The sequence below is a fragment of the Amycolatopsis sp. NPDC051045 genome (genome assembly GCF_040682955.1).
Lineage (GTDB): Bacteria > Actinomycetota > Actinomycetes > Mycobacteriales > Pseudonocardiaceae > Amycolatopsis.
The window spans coordinates 222,752-239,439 of sequence record NZ_JBFBCC010000001.1 but is presented as its reverse complement, the minus strand read 5'-3'; the positions used below and the strand labels follow the sequence as shown (position 1 = coordinate 239,439).

The following is a 16,688-nucleotide window of genomic DNA, read 5'->3' as shown; positions in this document are numbered from 1 at the left end:
CCCGGACGGCGTCCTCACGAAGGAACACTGACGAGGATGACTGTAGACAACTACATGTCAGAAGACAAGTACTTTTGCCGACCCGGTCAGGGCAGCTCGGAGTGGTCGTTGTCCCGCCGCCGCTGGCCCAGCTCGTCCGGGAACACCCACTTCTTGAAGCCCCAGAAGCGGAAGAACATCGCCAGCAGCATGCCGATGATCGAGCCGCTCGCGAAGTCCGCGATCTCCTGCACCAGGAACGTCACGTGCGGGACCTCGAGGTCGAGCACGTAGCGCGAGACGATCAGGGGGACCAGGTTGACGCCCACCGCGATGCCGCTGATCACGAAGAACAACGCCGCTTCGTGGTGCCGTTCGCGCCCGCCGCGGGTCCGGAACGACCACTCGCGGTTGAGGATGTAGGACACGATGGTCGCGACGATGATCGCGATCGCCTTCGCCGTGGTCGGTTTCGGCTCCAGCACCGTCAGCTTGAGCGTGTACCAGACCCCGTTGTCGACCAGGAAGGTCGTGCCGCCCACGATCGCGAACTTCAGCAGCTCCCGGTGCTTGATCAGCACCGAACGCAGTGGCTCCGGCGTGCGCTTGAGCACGGTTTCCACAACGGTCACACCATGCAGTCTAGGAGCACACCGCGTTGACCTGTGGCTCAGGCGCCTTGCTGTCGTGAATGTCCGGGTCGTCCGCTACCCGGTCAGCCAGCCGAAAGCCTTCTCGGGGGTGACTGTCGGTGGCTTGGCGCCGGGCTTCCCGCTGGGCCGCGGCGGTGCGCTCGTCGTGGTCGAGGACACCGGCGGCTCGGTCGTCGGCTCTTGTGTCGTCGTCACCGGTGGCTTCGGTGTCGGCTTCGACGGGGTCGGCTTCGGGGGTTTCGTCGGCTTCGGGAGCGACGGCGTCGTCGTGGGCAGCGGGTCCTGGCCGCACCAGTGGCGCCAGCAGCCGAAGTCCACGGTCACCGGCGGCGCCGACGCCCGGCCGAGTTTCGCGGTGATCGTCACCTGCCCGTTCCCGGGACGGCCCTTCAGCCGCACCCACAGGTTGACGTGCCGGCCGGGGGCCAGCGCGCTCTTCGTCGTGCAGCTCGCGCCGTCGGCCGTCGGCGTGCAGGGGAAGCCGCGCAGGCTCCACCACTGCCAGAGCGGGTGGTCGAAGGTGACCGTGACCGGCTTGGTCGTCTCGCCGGTGTTGCGGACCCGCACGTAGACCAGCGGGTTGTGGTTCCAGGGGAACGCCGAGAGGCCATCGCCCTGCGCCTCGAGGACCACGGCGTCCCGCGGGAGTTTCACGGTGACCTTGACGCTCACGTCGACGGAGATCTGCACGCCGGCCGTGACCGATCCGGTCACGGTCCCGCCCTCGGCGTCTTCGTCGGCTTGCAGCCGGAAGTTCAGCGTCGCGCTCTCGCCGGGCTGCAGGCCGGCGCCGGTCTTGCAGGTGACCGTGCCCTCGCCGCCCGGGCAGTTCACCGAGATCGGGCCGACGGCCTGTGCGTGGGCCGCCGGCGCGCCGCCACCGCCGGTGTCGACGGCGTGCACTCCACGCGGCAGCTTCAGCGCGACCGCCACCGGCTCGGACAGGCTGCCGCCGTCGTTGCGCACGGTGATCGGCAGGTTCGTCGCGGTGCCCGGGGTGAGCTCGACGCCGTCCGGCGGGGTCGTCGCGGACATCGACGGCGGCGCCGGGGCGGGCGGGGCCGGCGTGGGCGGTGCCGGCGCGGGCGGCGGTGCCGGCGCCGGCGGTTCGACCGGCGGCGGGGCGGGTTCGACCGGCGGCGCCGCGGGCGGTGCGATGGGCCGCGGGCCCGGTGGCTGCGGCTGCTGCGGCGCGGGCGGGACCGGGGGCTGCGGCTTCGGGGCCGGCGGTTCGACCGGCTGGGCGGACGGGGGCGGCGCCTGAGCGGCGACCGGGATCTCCTGCGCCCCGCCGCCCGCGGTGAGCGCGATGACGACGGCCGCGACGATCGCCGTGCCCGAGGCGGCGACCCCGGCGAACTGGCGGGGCCCCGCGGCCGCGGCACCCGCGGACGCGCCGGCCTTGCCCCCGGCCGCCGCGGCACCGGCGGCGGCCGCACCAGCGGTGGCCGCCGTGGCCGCGCTCGCCTTCGCGGCGCCGATGGTGGCGAGGTAGCCCAGTGCGGCACCGCCCAGGACGATCGGGGCGATGATCGCGCGCAGCCCGCCGTTGACGTCGGCGAGCTCCGCGGCCAATGCCCGGCACCGGTCGCACTCGTCGAGGTGGGTCTCGACCTGGGCGCGTTCCCGCTTGGACAGCCCGTCGCGGGTCCACGCGCCGAGCCGCTCGGCGCAGGCGCCGCAGCGTTCCTCGGCGTTCTCCTGCAGGTGGACCTGCAGGTACGCCTGACGGAGGCCCTCGCGGGCGCGGTAGGCGAGCGCGGAGACGCCGTTCGCGGTCAGGCCCAGCAGCGGCGCGACCTCGGCCGGGCTCTGCTGCTCGATCTCGGTGTGCCAGAGCACCGCCTGCCAGCGTTCCGGCAGCCGTCCGAACGCCTTGGCGGCCATCGTCCGCTCGAGGCCGGCGACCGCGGTGTCGGAAAACGGCACGGTCAGCGCCTCGGCCGCGGCGCCGCCGACCTCGGTCATGTCCTCGTTGAGGTCGACCCGGCGCTCCTTGCGGGTGCGGTCGTACGCGGTGTGACGCAGAGCGGTCAGCAAGTACGCCCGGAAGGCTGTGTGCGGGCCCTTGCCGCCACGGAGCGTGTCGAGCACCTTGGCGAACGCCTCGGACACGAGGTCGTCGGCTTCGGAGCTGGAGCGGGCCAGCTGACGGGCCAGGTTGTGGGCCGCACCGGTGTGCCGTTCGTAGAGCGTCCCGTACGACGCGAGCTGGCCGGAACGGACCTCCGCGATCAGCTCGGCGTCACTCTTTCCGCTGAGATCGGCGGGAACGGTGGACACGGCACTCCTAGGTCGGGTAAGGCCAGGACCTGCTATTACAGGCTGATCCCGGGCGCGAGACAAGTGTGACTGACCCACCCCCGGCGGTCACGTCGTGGTCGGCGTGATGACTCCGACGGCGGAGCAAAATCACCCACCCCCCGTGCCGTCCGGGGAAAAGATCCACGACAAAAAGTGGTCAGTACGCGTCACGGCGCCCGCCGGGGCACGTCCTCACGGTGAAGCACCCAGCAAGATCCCAACAGAACGGACGAAAGGGGCGGGTGGCCAGTGGATGCTCCGGCTACGCGGCCCGGGTCCGGCGACACCCCGCCCGCCCGGGCCGAGCGCGACGCTTCCCTGCGCGCGCTGCGAGCCCGCTGGCGCACGGCCAGCCTCGCCGCCGGCTGGCGGTTCCCCAGCGACTGGGCCCTGCCCGAGGTCGACGCCGTCTGTGCGGCCGTGATGGCCAAGGGCCACGTCGAGGCCGCCGAAACCGCGCTGGCCGGGCTGGCCAGGGCCCGGGCGACGGCCGGGGCGGGGCTCGCGGAGACCCTCACCGACCTCGCGGCGCTGCACGCGGTGCTCGGCCACGGCGGCGACGGGTTCGTCGCCCCGGACGTCGACGCCACACCGGCGCGGCTGCTCCGGACCACCGCGCTGGCCTGGGCGGACGTCGCCACCGACCAGCTCGTGCACACCGAGGTCACCGACTCGCTGACCGGCCTGCCCACGGCCGCCTACCTGCGCACGCGGCTGGCGGAGATCTACCGCGCCGCCGCCGCGTGCGAGCGGCCGGCCGCCGACGACCACGTGCTGCTGGTCGTCTCGCTCGACCTCAGCGCCGTCGCCGGGTTCCCGCGGCTGACCGGGATGATCCTGGTCGCGGACGCGTTGCGGACGGTGTTCGACAGCGGGCAGAGCGTTGCTTCGCTGGGGCCGTCCGTCGTCGCCGCCTTGGTCGTGAAGGACGAGCGGGTCGCTTCGCACGGCGTCGCGCTGCGGAGGGCGTTGCACGAGCGGCTTTCGGTCGACGCCCAGCTGGCGGACCTCGGCAGGCCCCGCGTTTCGGTGGTGCGGCTGCCCGCCACCCACGAGCTCGCGTGCGACCTGCTGGCCCACCTCGCGCGGGCGTAGAACACGCGAAAGCCGGGTTCCGCCCGGACCCTTCTGACCTGGACCGGCCCGGTCATGATTTCCTGGTGCGGTGACCCGGACCGTTTCCACCGACGTCGACGGCGAAGTCGCGGCCAGATCCCAGCACCGTCTGGCCCTGCGGAAGTCACTCGCCCGCCTGTCCGTCCGCCCGCGGTCGATCCTGATCCTGTCGGTGATTCCGCTGGTCGCGATCGGGTACGGCCTCTACGGCTGGCAGCACGACTGGGTGCTGGGCGTGGACAGCGCGGTCTACCGCGCGGGCGCGCTGACGCTGCTGCACGGTGACTCCCTCTACGACGCCAACACGCTGCCCGACGAGCCGTGGTGGTCGCTGCTGCCGTTCACCTACCCACCCACGGCAGCACTCATCTTCGTCCCGCTCGCAGCGTTCCCGACGCAGGTCTCGTGGGGCTTGATCACGGCTGTCTCGCTGATGGCGATGGCGCTGTCGATCCGGATCGCGATCGGCGCGCTGCCGCGCCCGGCCTCGGACGGACCGCGCTGGTGGGCCTCGCCCGCCCGTTCGACCATCGTGTTCTTCCTGGTCCTGCTCGCCCTCGAGCCGGTGTGGCGGACGATCTTCCTCGGCCAGATCAACCTGATCCTGATGGCCATGATCCTGCTGGACATGCTGGTCATCGGGACGAGGGGCAGTCGCTGGGGCGGTGTGCTGGTGGGCGTCGCGGCGGCGATCAAGCTGACGCCGCTGGTGTTCCTCGGGCACCTGTTCATCACCGGCCGCCGCAAGGACGCCCTGCGCGGGCTCGCGACGTTCGTCGTGCTCCAGGGCCTGATGTTCCTGATCAACGCGCACGACGCCGCCAAGTACTGGACCGTCACGCTGCCGGACACCGGCCGGATCGGGCCGGTGCACTGGGCGGGCAACCAGTCGCTGAACGCGCTGATGAACCGGGCCACCGACCTCGCACCGTGGGCGTCGAAGGCGGCCATGGGCATCGGCTTCCTGCTGGCGATCCCCGCGCTGTGGCTGCTGATGCGCTTCCACCGCAAGGGCCAGGCGCTGGCCGCGCTGCTCGTCACCGCGTTCTGGACGCTGCTGATGTCGCCGATCTCGTGGACCCACCACTGGGTGTGGGTGATCCCGCTGATCGTGCTGCTGGTCTCGCGGCTGCCGAAGACCACGCCGAAGACGGCGTGGAAGCGTTGGGTCGGGACTGGCCTGGTTGGGTTCGTGTTCGTCAGCTGCGTACTGCTGATCCTGCCGAACGGCCGCAACGTCGAGCTGCACTGGAAGGTGTGGCAGAACATCGTGGGAGACGCCTACATCCTGATGCCGGTCGTGCTGGCTGCGGCGCTGATCCTGCGCTGGGGGCTGCAGCGGCGGGCGCGGAAGAAGGCCGCTTCGGACGAGCATGTCGACGTCGCGACCGGCGTCTGAGGCGCGCACCGGCCGCCTTCTCGCCGGGGGTCTCGCGGTTCTCGTCCTGGCTTTCGGTGTGGTCGTCTGGCTGGCCGGGTGGCACCTGGGTGCGGACAGCGCCGTGTACCGCGCGGGGGCGTTGACGCTGCTGCACGGCGACCCGCTCTACACGCGGGACGTCCTGACCGCGCTGCCGGACTGGGTGCGGCTGCCGTTCACCTACACCCCGGCTGCCGCGCCGCTGTTCCTGCCGCTCGCCCTCGTGCCGTCCGGCCTGGTCTGGGGCGTGCTCGGGTTTTTGTCGGTGGTCGCCCTTATGGTCGTGATCACGGTGGTTTCGTCGTCGCCGGGGCGTTCCCAGCAGCTTTGGGTGAAAAGCTGGTGGGCGCTGCCGGCGGGAACGGCCATCGCTCTGGCGCTGGAACCGGTGTGGAAGACGCTGTTCCTGGGCCAGATCAACTTGATACTGATGGCGTTCGTGGTGCTGGACGTCCTGGTGCTCTCCGCGCGTGGGTCGCGCGGGGCGGGTGTGCTGATCGGCGTGGCGGCGGCGATCAAGCTGACCCCGCTGATCTTCGTGCCGCACCTGTTCTTCACGGGCCGGTGGAAGGACGGGCTGCGGGCCCTGGGCACGTTCGTGGCGCTCGAAGCGGTGATGTTCGCGGTCATCCCGGTCGACGCGGCGCGGTTCTGGCGGGATTCGGCGACCGACCCGACCCGGGTCGGGTCGGTGCACTGGATCTTCAACCAGTCGCTCAACGGGCTGGTCAACCGGGCCTCGGAGCTGGCCCCCTGGTCGCTGGCGGTGGCGGTCGGGGTGGCGGCGGTGCTGGCCGTGCCCGCGGTGTGGCTCGTGGTGCGGCTGCACCGGCGCGGTGAGGACGTGGCCGCATTGCTGGTCACGGCGTTCTACGGGCTGCTGCTGTCGCCGGTGTCGTGGTCGCACCACTGGGTCTGGTGCGTGCCCTTGCTCACGCTGCTGGTGGGCAAGGCGCGGTGGTGGGCCGCGGCGGCGGTCGCGACGCTGTTCGTCTCGCAGGTCGTGATGCTGGTGCCCAACGGCGGCGACACGGAGTTCGGCTGGGGCCTGGGCTGGTCGGTCCTGGGCAACGGCTACGTGCTCGCGGCGGCGGCCGGGATCCTTGGACTCGCGGCGCGTGAGCTACGCCTGGTCCGGCGGTCGGCGCAGGTTGTCACCGTTTAGTCTGAGCGGGCTATGGACAAACACACCGGTCTGCCCGTCGTGGGCATGGTGGGCGGCGGCCAGCTCGCCCGGATGACCCACCAGGCGGCGATTTCCCTCGGCCAGTCCCTGCGCGTGCTCGCCGCGAGCGAGAACGAAGCCGCGGGGCTCGTCGCCGGCGACGTCACGCTCGGACACCACACCGACCTGGACGCGCTGCGGAAGTTCGCGGCCTCGGTCGACGTGCTCACCTTCGACCACGAGCACGTGCCCGGCGAGCACCTCCTGACGCTGGCGATGGAGGGCCACGTCATCCGGCCGGCGGCGACCGCGCTCGGCTTCGCGCAGAACAAGCTCGTGATGCGCGAGATGATGGCCGGCCTCGGCGTGCCGGGCCCGGCCTTCGCCGAGGTGTCCACTGTGGACGACGTGCTTGCCTTCGGCGGCGAGCACGGCTGGCCGGTGGTGCTCAAGGCGTCGACCGGCGGGTACGACGGCCGCGGCGTCTGGATGCTGGACACCGCCCAGCACGCGCGCGAGACCGTGCCGGAGCTGCTGGAAGCGGGCACGGCGCTGCTGGTGGAGGAGAAGGTGGCGATGCGGCGGGAGCTGTCCGCGCTCGTCGCCCGCTCGCCCTTCGGCCAGGGCGCGGCGTACCCGGTGGTCGAGACGGTGCAGCAGGGCGGCATCAACACCGAGGTGCTGGCCCCGGCGCCGGGGCTCGACGACTCGCGGGTGCACGAGGCCCAGGACCTGGCGCTGCGCGTCGCGTCGACGCTGGACGTCACCGGGCTGCTCGCGGTCGAGCTGTTCGAGACCGACACCGGGCTGCTGGTGAACGAGCTGGCGATGCGGCCGCACAACTCCGGGCACTGGACCATGGACGGCGCCCGCACGTCGCAGTTCGAGCAGCACCTGCGGGCGGTGCTCGACTACCCGCTGGGCCGGACGGACCTGGTCGCGCCCGCGTGCGTGATGGCGAACGTGCTGGGTGCCGCGGAGCGGCCCGAAATGGGGCCGGACGAGCGGCTGCACCACCTGTTCGCGCGGTACCCGGAGGCGCGGGTGCACCTGTACGGCAAGCAGGAGCGGCCGGGGCGCAAGCTCGGGCACGTCAACTTCACCGGCGAGCGCATGGAGGACCTGCGCAACCGCGCGCTGCTGTCGGCGCACTGGCTGTCCCACGCCGTCTGGCTCGACGGCTACGAGATCCACTGACGGGAGTGTTCGGTATGGCGCCGCAGGTGGGCGTGATCATGGGCAGCGACTCGGACTGGCCGGTGCTGGAGGCGGCCGGGGCGGCGCTGGACGAGTTCGGCGTCGAGTACGAGGTCGGCGTCTACTCGGCGCACCGCACGCCGCAGCGCATGCTGGACTACGCGACGTCGGCGGCTTCGCGCGGGTTGAAGGCGATCATCGCGGGCGCGGGCGGGGCGGCCCACCTGCCGGGCATGGTGGCGTCGGCGACGGTGCTACCGGTGATCGGCGTCCCGGTGCCGCTGAAGTACCTCGACGGCATGGACTCCCTGCTGTCGATCGTCCAGATGCCGGCGGGTGTTCCGGTGGCCACGGTCTCGGTCGGCGGCGCGCGCAACGCGGGCCTCCTGGCGGTCCGGATATTGGCGGCGTCCGACGAAGGCCTGCGGGCGAAGATGGCGCAGTTCCAGGCGGACCTGGAAAAGCTGGTGCTGGACAAGGACGCGGCCCTGCGCGAAAAGACCGGCCACTGACCGGTCCGTTCGTGGCCTCCTGCCCGGATTCCGCTCCCGCGACCGGGCGAACCCGCTAAGGTCCTGACTCCGATTTCCCGGAGTTTCGAGGGGCGATAAGTGGCGGATTCCCGGCCGGACGACGGCGTCGCGGTGCCCTGGCTCGCCGGGCTCGTCCTGGCGGGTGTCGGGGCCGGGCTGGCCGTCGTCGCGCTGACGTTCCCCTGGGTCTCGGTGCGGACCGATCCGCGGGCTTCGGCGTTCACCCTGACGGTGACGAGCATCGAGCGGCAGGGCCCGACGTTCGCGGTGCTCCTCGTGCTCACCGTGGTGGGTGCGGTCGTGGCGTTCGCGGCCGCGCGCCGCCGGGCTGGGATCCGGTGGCTGCTGGTCGTGGTGTGCGCGCCGCTGCCGGCGCTGGCCGCGCTGTTCGTCGGGTTGCGGGCCAACGCCGCCGACCTCGGCTCGAGCCTGCCTTCCGCCGGTGTGGACCCCGAACGGGCGCAGCCGGACCTGCTGGTGACGCCGGCCCAGGGCCTGGTGTTCTACACGGCCGGGCTGCTGTTGCTCGGGCTCGGGGTGGCCGTCGCGGGTGTTCCGGCGGCGACGCGCATCCCGATCGCGACGGCGCCGAAATCGGCTCCGGCACGGCGCACACCGGTCGTGCGGCTGACGGCGCTGGTGCTCGCCGTCCCGCTCGTCGTGCTCTCACAGGCACTGGCCTGGTTCGAGATCGACAACACCGAAGGTGTGCTCCCGGCCGTCGTCACCGGCTGGCCCGGGATGTACCGCGCCGGGCTGATCGCGATCCTGGTGCTGCTGGTCGGCACGGCCGTGACGACGGGCTGGCGGCGAGGCGCCCTGCGCATCGCGGCGCTGTACGTCTGCGGCGGCCTCTACGGCGTGTTGCTGATCAACGCCTGGCTGCTGTGGGACCCGAGCGGGTTCGCCGACCGCGTCAGCGCACAGCGCGACGAGCTGGCCCTGGGTGTCGGCTTCTTCGCGGCGCTGGCGGCGGTACCGCTGCTGGCGGTGGTCGTGGGTCCCCGGATCACCGAGGCACTGGAGGCAGCGGAGGCAGCGGAGGCAGCGGGGGAGCCGGAGGTGGCGGCGGAACCGGGGCCGGATGCGGAGGCGGAGGCGGCGCCGGCGCCAGGACCGGCGCCGGAGGCGAAGCGAACGCCCGAGGCGGTGTCCGAGCCGGCGGCGGATCTCCGTGCGGCGTCCGGCACCGGCGCTAACCAGGAAGGCGCCGAGGCGTGAACCGGAAGCGGAAACCGGTCGTCGCCGGCCGGAGCACGGCGCTCCGGCCCGCTCGGCGGCCGAACCCGGGGGTCGCGTGGTGGCGGGGGCTGGGCCGGGCGCCGAAGTGGCTGCTCGCCACGGTGACGCCGCTGGTGCTGGCCGTCGCCGTCCCCGGGGTCGCTCCGCTGGTCGCCGACCGGACGCGTGACCTCTTCGACGGCGAAGTCCTGACCGCGCGCGGGGAAAGCTACCCGGACCTCGTTGCCGGGCAGTACTGGGCGACCGATGCGGTGCTGACCGGGCCGGCGTCGAGCCAGGTGTTCGACGAGGTGCGCCGGCACACCAGTGCCCAGCTGGGCACCTCCGGCCACCAGGTGACGCTGGAAAGCCACCGGGCGGGCCGGATCGACATCGAGACGATCGCCGCCGTGGTCGAGGAGCGTCGCGCGCCGCTGGCGGGCACGGCGTTCGTCGCCGATCCGCAGGGCAGCGAAGAGACGGCCCTGGTCGAGTTCCGGCTCGATTCCGGTGCGGGCCGCGAAATTCCCGCGCTGGTCCCTGGCGACGCCGCCGGCGCGCGGCCGTACCTCTCCGACGGCAAGATCCGCTTCGTCGAGCAGGGCAAGCCGGAGCACCTGGTGATCCGCGCGAAGACCGAGCGGTGCTTCTGCCTGTGGCGCGTCCGCATCGAGTACTCCTACCGCGGCGACAAGCGCACCCTCGTCGTGCCACCGCCCGGCCGCCCGGCCTTCGCGACGACGGCGTGGGGCCCTCACGACGTCGAGTACAACATGCGCACGGAGGGTCCCCAGCGGTACGACTGCCGGGCCCAGCCGGCGACCTGCCGGTTCAAGCCCGGTTCCTGACCCTTCGATCCGCGCCGGCGGCTCGAGGGCCCTCTTGCCGTTGGGGAAGGGCGACGGGCTAGTCCAGCTCGCCGATCAGCTGGGCCCGCAGCTGCCGCTTCAGCACCTTCCCCGCGGCGGACACCGGGATCTGCTCGACCACGTGGATCTCCCGCAACCGCTTGTACGGCAGCACCTTCTCGTTGACCGCGACCATGAGCTCATCGGCGTCCAGCGAGCCGCGCGGCACGACGAAGGCCACCGGGAGCTCGCCGACCTCGGGGTCGGGGCGGCCGACCACCGCCGCCGCCGCGACGCCCGGCATGGTGATGAGCAGTTCCTCCAGCTCGCGCGGGAAGACGTTGTACCCCTTGTACAACAGCATGTCCTTCTTGCGATCCACTATGGACAGATAGCCGTCCGCGTCGAGGATGCCGATGTCACCCGTGTGCAGCCAGCCACCGACCAATGCGGCCGCCGTCTCCTCCGGACGGTTGCGGTAGCCGAGCATGATCTGCGGCCCCCGCAGGCAGACCTCACCCTTCTCGCCCGCCGGCAACGGGTCTTCGCCACCCTCGGCCGGGACGATCTTGACCTCCGTGTCGAAGATCGGCAGGCCCACCGAGCCGACCTTGCGCGTGCCCGAACGGTACGTCGGTGAGATCACCGCACCCATCGTCGCCTCGGTGAGGCCGTAGCCCTCGGTGACCACCACGCCCGGGAACCGGGAGCGCAGCGCGTTGATCATCGCGTGGTTCATCGGCGCCGCGCCCGAGCCGATCGAGCGCACCGACGAGAGGTCGGCGGTGTGGAACGACGGCGTCGCGAGCAGGGCGGCGAACAGCGCCGGGGCGCCGCCGATGCCGGTGACGCGGAGCCGTTCGGCGTCGGCGACGTACGCCGCCGGGTCGAAGCGCGTGTGCAGGACGATCGTGGTCCCGGCGAGCACCGCCGCGTTGAGGCCGCCGATGATGCCCATCGCGTGGAACCACGGCGTCAGGTTGATCGCGACGCCGGCGCCCAAGCGCGTCGGCCACTCGGCTTCGCTGCCGATCTGATCGAGCGTGACGTCGCCGCGCGCGTCGAGCGCCGGGACCGAGCCGGCGCCCCAGCAGGCGTGCTGGAGGGTGTTGACCACGACGTTGCGGTGGGAAAGCCGCACGCCCTTGGACCGGCCGGTGGTGCCGCCGGTGTAGGCGAGGTGGGCGAGGTCTTCGTGCAGCGCGAACTCGACCGCGGGGCGCGTCTCCGGCTGCTCCGCGCCGAACGCCTCGAAGTCGACAGCACCTTCGGGCAGGTCACCGGTGGGCTGCACGACCACGGTGAACCGCGCCGGGATGCGGTCGGCGACGCTCGCCAGTGCCCCGGCGACCGGGCCGAACGTCACCACGGCGGCGGCCTCGCAGTCGGTGAGCTGGAAGGCGAGGTCGTCCGGCGGGAGCAGCGGGTTCGCCGGGCTGAACGTGGCCCCGGCCAGCAGCGTGCCGTAGTAGGCGACCGGGAAGGCCAGGCAGTTCGGCAGGTGCAGCGCCACGACGTCGCCGCGGCCGATGCCGCGTTCGCGCAGCGCGTTGGCGAACCGGCACGCGGCGCGGTAGGTCTCCGTGAAGGTGATGCTGTGGCCGTCGTGGGCGAAGGCGGTCCGGTCGCCCCAGCGCGCGGCTCCGGCCGCCAGGATCGAACCGACCGGGACTTCGGGGTAGTCGAGGGAAGCGGGCAGACCGGGCGGCGTCGTCGGCGCGGTGATCGGCATCACTCGACCATACGAATTGTGCGGTCAACGCCACAAGGACGACCCAGGTGAACGAGCGCTAACATCGACCGAACCCCTCCCGACGTTGCAGAGAAGGTGACCGGAAGTGACCGACGGCCTGTACCAGCTTGCCGAGGAGCACGAGGAGCTGCGGGCCGCGGTCCGGGCTCTGGCCGAGAAGGAGATCGCGCCGTACGCGGCCGAGGTCGACGAGAACGAGCGCTACCCGATCGAGGCGTACAACGCGCTGGTCAAGTCCGGCTTCAACGCCGTCCACATCGGCGAGGAGTACGACGGCCAGGGCGCGGACGCCGTCGGCGCCTGCATCGTCATCGAAGAGGTCGCCCGGGTCGACGCGTCGGCGTCGCTGATCCCGGCGGTGAACAAGCTGGGCACCCAGCCGATCATCCTGTCGGCTTCGGAGGACCTGAAGAAGCTGGTGCTGCCGTCGATCGCGTCGGGCGAGGCTTCGGCGTCGTACGCGCTGTCGGAGCGCGAGGCGGGATCGGACACCGCGTCGATGCGCACACGCGCCCGGCTTGACGGGGACCACTGGGTGCTCAACGGCACCAAGGCGTGGATCACCAACGCGGGTGAATCGTCCTGGTACACGGTGATGGCCGTGACCGATCCGGAGGCGGAGAAGAAGGCCAACGGGATCTCGGCGTTCGTCGTGCACAAGGACGACCCGGGCTTCTCGGTGGGCCCGAAGGAGAAGAAGCTCGGCATCAAGGGTTCGCCGACGCGGGAGATCTACTTCGAGAACTGCACGATCCCGGCGGACCGGATCATCGGAGAGCCGGGTACCGGCTTGAAGACGGCGCTGCGCACGCTGGACCACACCCGGCCGACCATCGGTGCTCAGGCGCTGGGTATCGCCCAGGGTGCTCTGGACGCGGCGGTGGCGTACGTGAAGGACCGCAAGCAGTTCGGCAAGTCGATCGCCGAGTTCCAGGGCGTCCAGTTCATGCTGGCCGACATGGGCACGAAGATCGAGGCCGCTCGTCACCTCGTCTATGCCTCGGCGGCGGCTTCCGAGCGTGGGGACAAGCGGGCGGGCTTCATGGCCTCGGCCGCGAAGGCGTACGCGTCCGACATTGCGATGGAGGTCACGACCGACGCTGTTCAGCTCTTCGGTGGGGCTGGGTACACCCGCGACTTCCCGGTGGAACGGATGATGCGGGACGCGAAGATCACGCAGATCTACGAAGGCACCAACCAGATCCAGAAGGTCGTCATGGCCCGGGCCCTGCTGAAGGGGTAGTTCGTTCGGTTTCCGGCACCCCGAAGCCTGATTGTGACTACGGCCGGCGGTACCGCGTCAAGGCGGGAAAGCGTGCCTTGACCCGGTGCCGCCGGCCGTGTTTTGGGCTTCGTATCGGGGTGCAGGGAGGAGGTGTGGCTGCGGGTCTCGGTGACCCAGCTCAGGGGCTGGCACAGCCAGCCCAGCGGCGGTAGAAAATGACCCACTAGGGGGATTGTCTTCGCAACCTACCCGCGCGTTAAACCTCTCGGTGACGTGGATCACCATCGGTTCACAGAGAGGTGAAACGGATGGGCGCAATGACGCGCAGGTGGCTGGGGGCGGCGGCTGCCGCGGTGGTGGCGGTCTTGGTGGGGGCGGGGACGGCCCGAGCGGCCGAGACGGAACCCACCGGGCCGGTGCAGCCCAACATCCTCACCGCGGCCCTCTACTCGCTCGGTGCGCCCACCATTGCGCCGCCCGGGGCGAACGACTGGAACTGCACGCCCAGCGCACAGCACCCCAACCCCGTCCTGCTCTCCAACGGGACCACCGCGAACGCCTACGAAAACTGGGCCAACCTCTCCCGGAAGCTGGCCAACGCCGGTTACTGCGTCTTCGCCGGCAACTTCGGCGGGGCGCCCGGCTCCTTCCTGCAGACCGTCGGGCCCGTCGCCGATACCGCGAAAGCGCTTGCCGCCTTCGGGGACAAGATCCTGCGGGCCACCGGGGCGTCGAAACTCGATGTCGTCGGGCACTCGCAGGGCGGGATGAACGTCCGGTACTGGATCAAGTACCTCGGGGGCGCGGACAAGATCAGCCGGCTCGTCGGGCTGTCGCCGTCCAACCACGGCACCGACCTCTTCGGCCTGCTGAGCACCCTCGAAATGATCCCGGGTGTCCCCGCCACGCTCGGGACCGTCTGCCAGGCGTGCAACGAGCAGGCCGTCGGCTCGGACTTCCTCACCGACCTCAACGACGGTGGCGAAACCGTGCCCGGCATCCAGTACACCGTCATCCAGACCCGCTACGACGACGTCGTGACGCCGTACAGCAGCGCCTTCCTCGAGGCGGCGCCGAACGTCAAGAACATCCTGCTGCAGAACGTCTGCGTGCTGGACTTCACCGACCACCTCGGCATCACCTACGACCCCGTCGCCGAAGGGCTCGTGCTCAACGCGCTCGATCCCGCCCACGCGAAGACGCCGCCCTGCGTGCCGGTGCCGCCGGTGATCAGCTGAAATTCGCCACATGAGAGATAACGCACCGCCGGGGCGGATTTCCGCTCCGGCGGTGTCACTCTCGAAGCATGTACTGGCCGGTTCCGGCGTCCTGGACGCCCCACGACGAAGCCGAGCTGGTCGCCGGCTGGCGGCTGTGGCTCGAGCTGTCCGACCGCGCCTGGCCGACGGCCGCCTGGGACGGGACCCCGGCCGGCGCCGTCCGCCAGCTGCGGGATCTGCTCGCCGCGTGCGATGAGATCGAGACGGCCTATCGAGCGGCCGCCGACGAGCCGTCGCCCGGTTTCCTGAGCCTGACGCAGGGGCTCGCCGTCACCGCGGGTTCGGCGATCTCGCTGTGGTTCGACGACTTCGACCAGCTCGACGGCGAGCGCGCGGCCCTGCTGCACGACGACCTCGCGCGGTTCGCCGAGCAGGCGGAGCAGGTGCTGACGCTGCTCGCGGTCAACGGCGGCTGGGCCGGCCTGGGCGAGGTGCGGCGCCGCCGCGCGTGATGTCCACTTGCGACGGTGGGTAGGCGGCCGGTCGCGCATCCGGCCGGGATCACCCCAACGCCGCAACGACGTTGCCCCACTTGGCCCAGCCGATCATGAGTCGGGCTGGGTACTCAGAAGGCATGAACCGGACAGAGGCCACCGCCGAAAGAGGCGAGAAGAGCAACACCGCACAACTGCTCGGCCGGGTCGGCATGGCGTGCTACGGCGTCGTGCACCTCGTCCTGGCCTACCTTGCCCTGCAGGTTGCCTTCGGCGGCAGTGAGCAGGCGGACCAGAAGGGGGCCCTGGAGCAGATCGGCTCGACGGCGTTCGGGCAGATCCTGCTCTGGATCGTCGCCATCGGGCTGGTCCTCTTCGGGCTGTGGCAGTTCCTGATGGCCGCCACCGGCTACGACTGGGTCAGCGGCGGGAAGCGGACGCGCAAGCGGCTCGGCGCCGCCGCCCGCGGTGTCGTCGTCATCGTGCTGGGCTTCACCGCCTTCCGGCTCGCCGCCGGCAGCAGCAGCGGCGGGTCCAGTAGCCAGAAGCAGCAGGAGGCCACCGGCAAGCTGCTGTCGCTGCCGGCCGGGCCGGTCCTGGTGGTCATCGCCGCGGCGGCCATCCTGGGCGTGGCGATCGCCGCCGGGGTCAAGGGCGTGAAGCAGAAGTTCCTCGAAGACCTCAACGCTTCCGAGCTGCCCGGCCGGTCGCGCCGCTGGGTCGGCTGGCTGGGCACCACCGGGTACCTCGCCAAGGCCGTCGTGTTCACCGTGGTCGCCATCCTGCTGGCCATCGCCGGGTTCAACGCCGACGCGCACAAGGCGGGCGGCCTGGACGCCGCGCTCAAGACGCTCGCCGCCCAGCCCTTCGGCACCGTTCTGCTGACCGTGGTGGCGCTGGGCCTGGCCGCGTTCGGCGTCTACAGCTTCGCCGCCGCTTGGGCGCACAAGCGCTGAGCGGCCCCTGTCGGTTTCCTGTCGATCACGCTCCGGAGCTTCGGGTCGGGTGCCCGGTGCCCTACTTTGGGTCGGGTCAGTTGAAATTTCACCTACCTGGGAGCTGAACCGGATGTTCGGACGATTCAAGGACGTGGCCCTGTTGCTGGGGAGGATCGGCGTCGCGGTCGTCTTCCTCGCGCACGGGCTCCAGAAGTGGAACAACGGCATCGACGGCACGGCCAAGTTCTTCGAGATGTCGGGTATCCCGCTGCCCACGGTCGCCGCGATCTTCGCGATGGCCGTCGAAATCCTCGGCTCGATCGCGTTCATCGTCGGGTTCCTGCTGCCGCTCGTCGGCGTCGGCTACGTCGTGATCTCGGTCGGCGCGCTGCTTTCGGTGCACATCGACAACGGCCTGACCGGCCGGGGCGGCTACGAGCTGGTCCTGGTGCTGGCGCTCGCCGGCCTCGCCCTCGGCTTCAACGGCGGCCGGCTCTCGCTCGACCACCTGCTGTGGGGGCGCAAGCGCGCCCGCCGCGACGCCGAGGTCGGCGAGCTGCAGAACGCCTGAGCCCAAGTCCGTGAATGCCACCTCGAGGGACGTTGAGTCCCTCAAGGTGGC

General features: G+C 71.3%; 15 protein-coding genes. 12 read left to right on the top strand and 3 right to left on the bottom strand.

All coding sequences use genetic code 11. The features are described from left to right. Nucleotides 1-86: 86 nt before the first annotated feature. Nucleotides 87-611 carry a GtrA family protein gene (locus AB0M80_RS01120; protein WP_364557115.1) on the bottom strand — a complete coding sequence of 175 codons (525 nt, stop codon included), beginning with the start codon at nucleotides 609-611 and terminating at the stop codon, nucleotides 87-89. A 75-nt stretch (nucleotides 612-686) separates the two neighbouring features. Then, nucleotides 687-2,915 carry a sigma-70 family RNA polymerase sigma factor gene (locus AB0M80_RS01115; RefSeq protein ID WP_364557113.1) on the bottom strand — a complete coding sequence of 743 codons (2,229 nt, stop codon included), beginning with the start codon at nucleotides 2,913-2,915 and terminating at the stop codon, nucleotides 687-689. A 270-nt stretch (nucleotides 2,916-3,185) separates the two neighbouring features. Between AB0M80_RS01115 and AB0M80_RS01110 the strand changes: the two genes are divergently transcribed. The 7 genes from AB0M80_RS01110 (at nucleotide 3,186) to AB0M80_RS01080 (ending at nucleotide 10,436) form a co-directional block, all read left to right on the top strand. Further along, on the top strand, nucleotides 3,186-4,031 hold the full coding sequence (locus tag AB0M80_RS01110; RefSeq protein ID WP_364557111.1) for a GGDEF domain-containing protein: 846 nt from the start codon (nucleotides 3,186-3,188) through the stop codon (nucleotides 4,029-4,031). A 70-nt stretch (nucleotides 4,032-4,101) separates the two neighbouring features. After that, nucleotides 4,102-5,451 carry a glycosyltransferase 87 family protein gene (locus tag AB0M80_RS01105; RefSeq protein WP_364557109.1) on the top strand — a complete coding sequence of 450 codons (1,350 nt, stop codon included), beginning with the start codon at nucleotides 4,102-4,104 and terminating at the stop codon, nucleotides 5,449-5,451. Beyond that, nucleotides 5,426-6,637 carry a glycosyltransferase 87 family protein gene (locus tag AB0M80_RS01100; RefSeq protein ID WP_364557106.1) on the top strand — a complete coding sequence of 404 codons (1,212 nt, stop codon included), beginning with the start codon at nucleotides 5,426-5,428 and terminating at the stop codon, nucleotides 6,635-6,637. The genes AB0M80_RS01105 and AB0M80_RS01100 overlap by 26 nt, the downstream gene beginning before the upstream one ends. A gap of 12 nt (nucleotides 6,638-6,649) precedes the next feature. Further along, a complete protein-coding gene (locus AB0M80_RS01095; protein ID WP_364557103.1) occupies nucleotides 6,650-7,834 on the top strand; it encodes a 5-(carboxyamino)imidazole ribonucleotide synthase in 1,185 nt (394 codons plus the stop codon). Between the two features lie 14 nt (nucleotides 7,835-7,848). Then, nucleotides 7,849-8,346: a 5-(carboxyamino)imidazole ribonucleotide mutase gene (purE, locus tag AB0M80_RS01090; RefSeq protein WP_364557100.1), complete on the top strand. Its 498-nt coding sequence runs from the start codon at nucleotides 7,849-7,851 to the stop codon at nucleotides 8,344-8,346. A gap of 99 nt (nucleotides 8,347-8,445) precedes the next feature. Then, nucleotides 8,446-9,588, top strand: a complete 1,143-nt coding sequence (locus tag AB0M80_RS01085; RefSeq protein WP_364557098.1) for a hypothetical protein — start codon at nucleotides 8,446-8,448, stop codon at nucleotides 9,586-9,588. After that, nucleotides 9,585-10,436 (top strand): hypothetical protein, encoded by an 852-nt coding sequence (locus AB0M80_RS01080; protein ID WP_364557095.1) that lies wholly within the window; start codon nucleotides 9,585-9,587, stop codon nucleotides 10,434-10,436. Before AB0M80_RS01085 ends, AB0M80_RS01080 begins: the two co-directional genes overlap by 4 nt. A 58-nt stretch (nucleotides 10,437-10,494) precedes the next feature. On the opposite strand, the gene AB0M80_RS01075 is transcribed toward AB0M80_RS01080, so the two are convergent. Further along, nucleotides 10,495-12,168, bottom strand: a complete 1,674-nt coding sequence (locus AB0M80_RS01075; RefSeq protein WP_364557092.1) for an AMP-binding protein — start codon at nucleotides 12,166-12,168, stop codon at nucleotides 10,495-10,497. Between the two features lie 106 nt (nucleotides 12,169-12,274). Here AB0M80_RS01075 and AB0M80_RS01070 point away from each other — a divergent pair, with 106 nt between their 5' ends. The 5 genes from AB0M80_RS01070 (at nucleotide 12,275) to AB0M80_RS01050 (ending at nucleotide 16,637) form a co-directional block, all read left to right on the top strand. Then, nucleotides 12,275-13,432 carry an acyl-CoA dehydrogenase family protein gene (locus AB0M80_RS01070; RefSeq protein WP_364557089.1) on the top strand — a complete coding sequence of 386 codons (1,158 nt, stop codon included), beginning with the start codon at nucleotides 12,275-12,277 and terminating at the stop codon, nucleotides 13,430-13,432. Between the two features lie 290 nt (nucleotides 13,433-13,722). Beyond that, a complete protein-coding gene (locus AB0M80_RS01065; RefSeq protein ID WP_364557086.1) occupies nucleotides 13,723-14,652 on the top strand; it encodes an alpha/beta fold hydrolase in 930 nt (309 codons plus the stop codon). A 68-nt stretch (nucleotides 14,653-14,720) separates the two neighbouring features. Continuing rightward, complete coding sequence (locus AB0M80_RS01060) at nucleotides 14,721-15,146, top strand: hypothetical protein (protein ID WP_364557083.1); 426 nt, start codon at nucleotides 14,721-14,723, stop codon at nucleotides 15,144-15,146. Nucleotides 15,147-15,268: 122 nt separating this feature from the next. After that, nucleotides 15,269-16,084, top strand: a complete 816-nt coding sequence (locus AB0M80_RS01055; RefSeq protein ID WP_364557080.1) for a DUF1206 domain-containing protein — start codon at nucleotides 15,269-15,271, stop codon at nucleotides 16,082-16,084. Nucleotides 16,085-16,196: 112 nt separating this feature from the next. After that, entirely contained in the window at nucleotides 16,197-16,637 is a 441-nt protein-coding gene (locus AB0M80_RS01050) for a DoxX family protein (protein WP_364557078.1), read from the top strand. Nucleotides 16,638-16,688: the final 51 nt, after the last annotated feature.

Bases quoted from the DNA above. Each gene is read 5' to 3' on its own strand.
- AB0M80_RS01050 (WP_364557078.1), top strand. From the start codon at position 16,197: ATGTTCGGACGATTCAAGGACGTGGCCCTGTTGCTGGGGAGGATCGGC.
- AB0M80_RS01095 (WP_364557103.1), top strand. From the start codon at position 6,650: ATGGACAAACACACCGGTCTGCCCGTCGTGGGCATGGTGGGCGGCGGC.
- purE (WP_364557100.1), top strand. From the start codon at position 7,849: ATGGCGCCGCAGGTGGGCGTGATCATGGGCAGCGACTCGGACTGGCCG.
- AB0M80_RS01055 (WP_364557080.1), top strand. From the start codon at position 15,269: ATGAACCGGACAGAGGCCACCGCCGAAAGAGGCGAGAAGAGCAACACC.
- AB0M80_RS01065 (WP_364557086.1), top strand. From the start codon at position 13,723: ATGGGCGCAATGACGCGCAGGTGGCTGGGGGCGGCGGCTGCCGCGGTG.
- AB0M80_RS01075 (WP_364557092.1), bottom strand. From the start codon at position 12,168: ATGCCGATCACCGCGCCGACGACGCCGCCCGGTCTGCCCGCTTCCCTC.
- AB0M80_RS01100 (WP_364557106.1), top strand. From the start codon at position 5,426: ATGTCGACGTCGCGACCGGCGTCTGAGGCGCGCACCGGCCGCCTTCTC.
- AB0M80_RS01060 (WP_364557083.1), top strand. From the start codon at position 14,721: ATGTACTGGCCGGTTCCGGCGTCCTGGACGCCCCACGACGAAGCCGAG.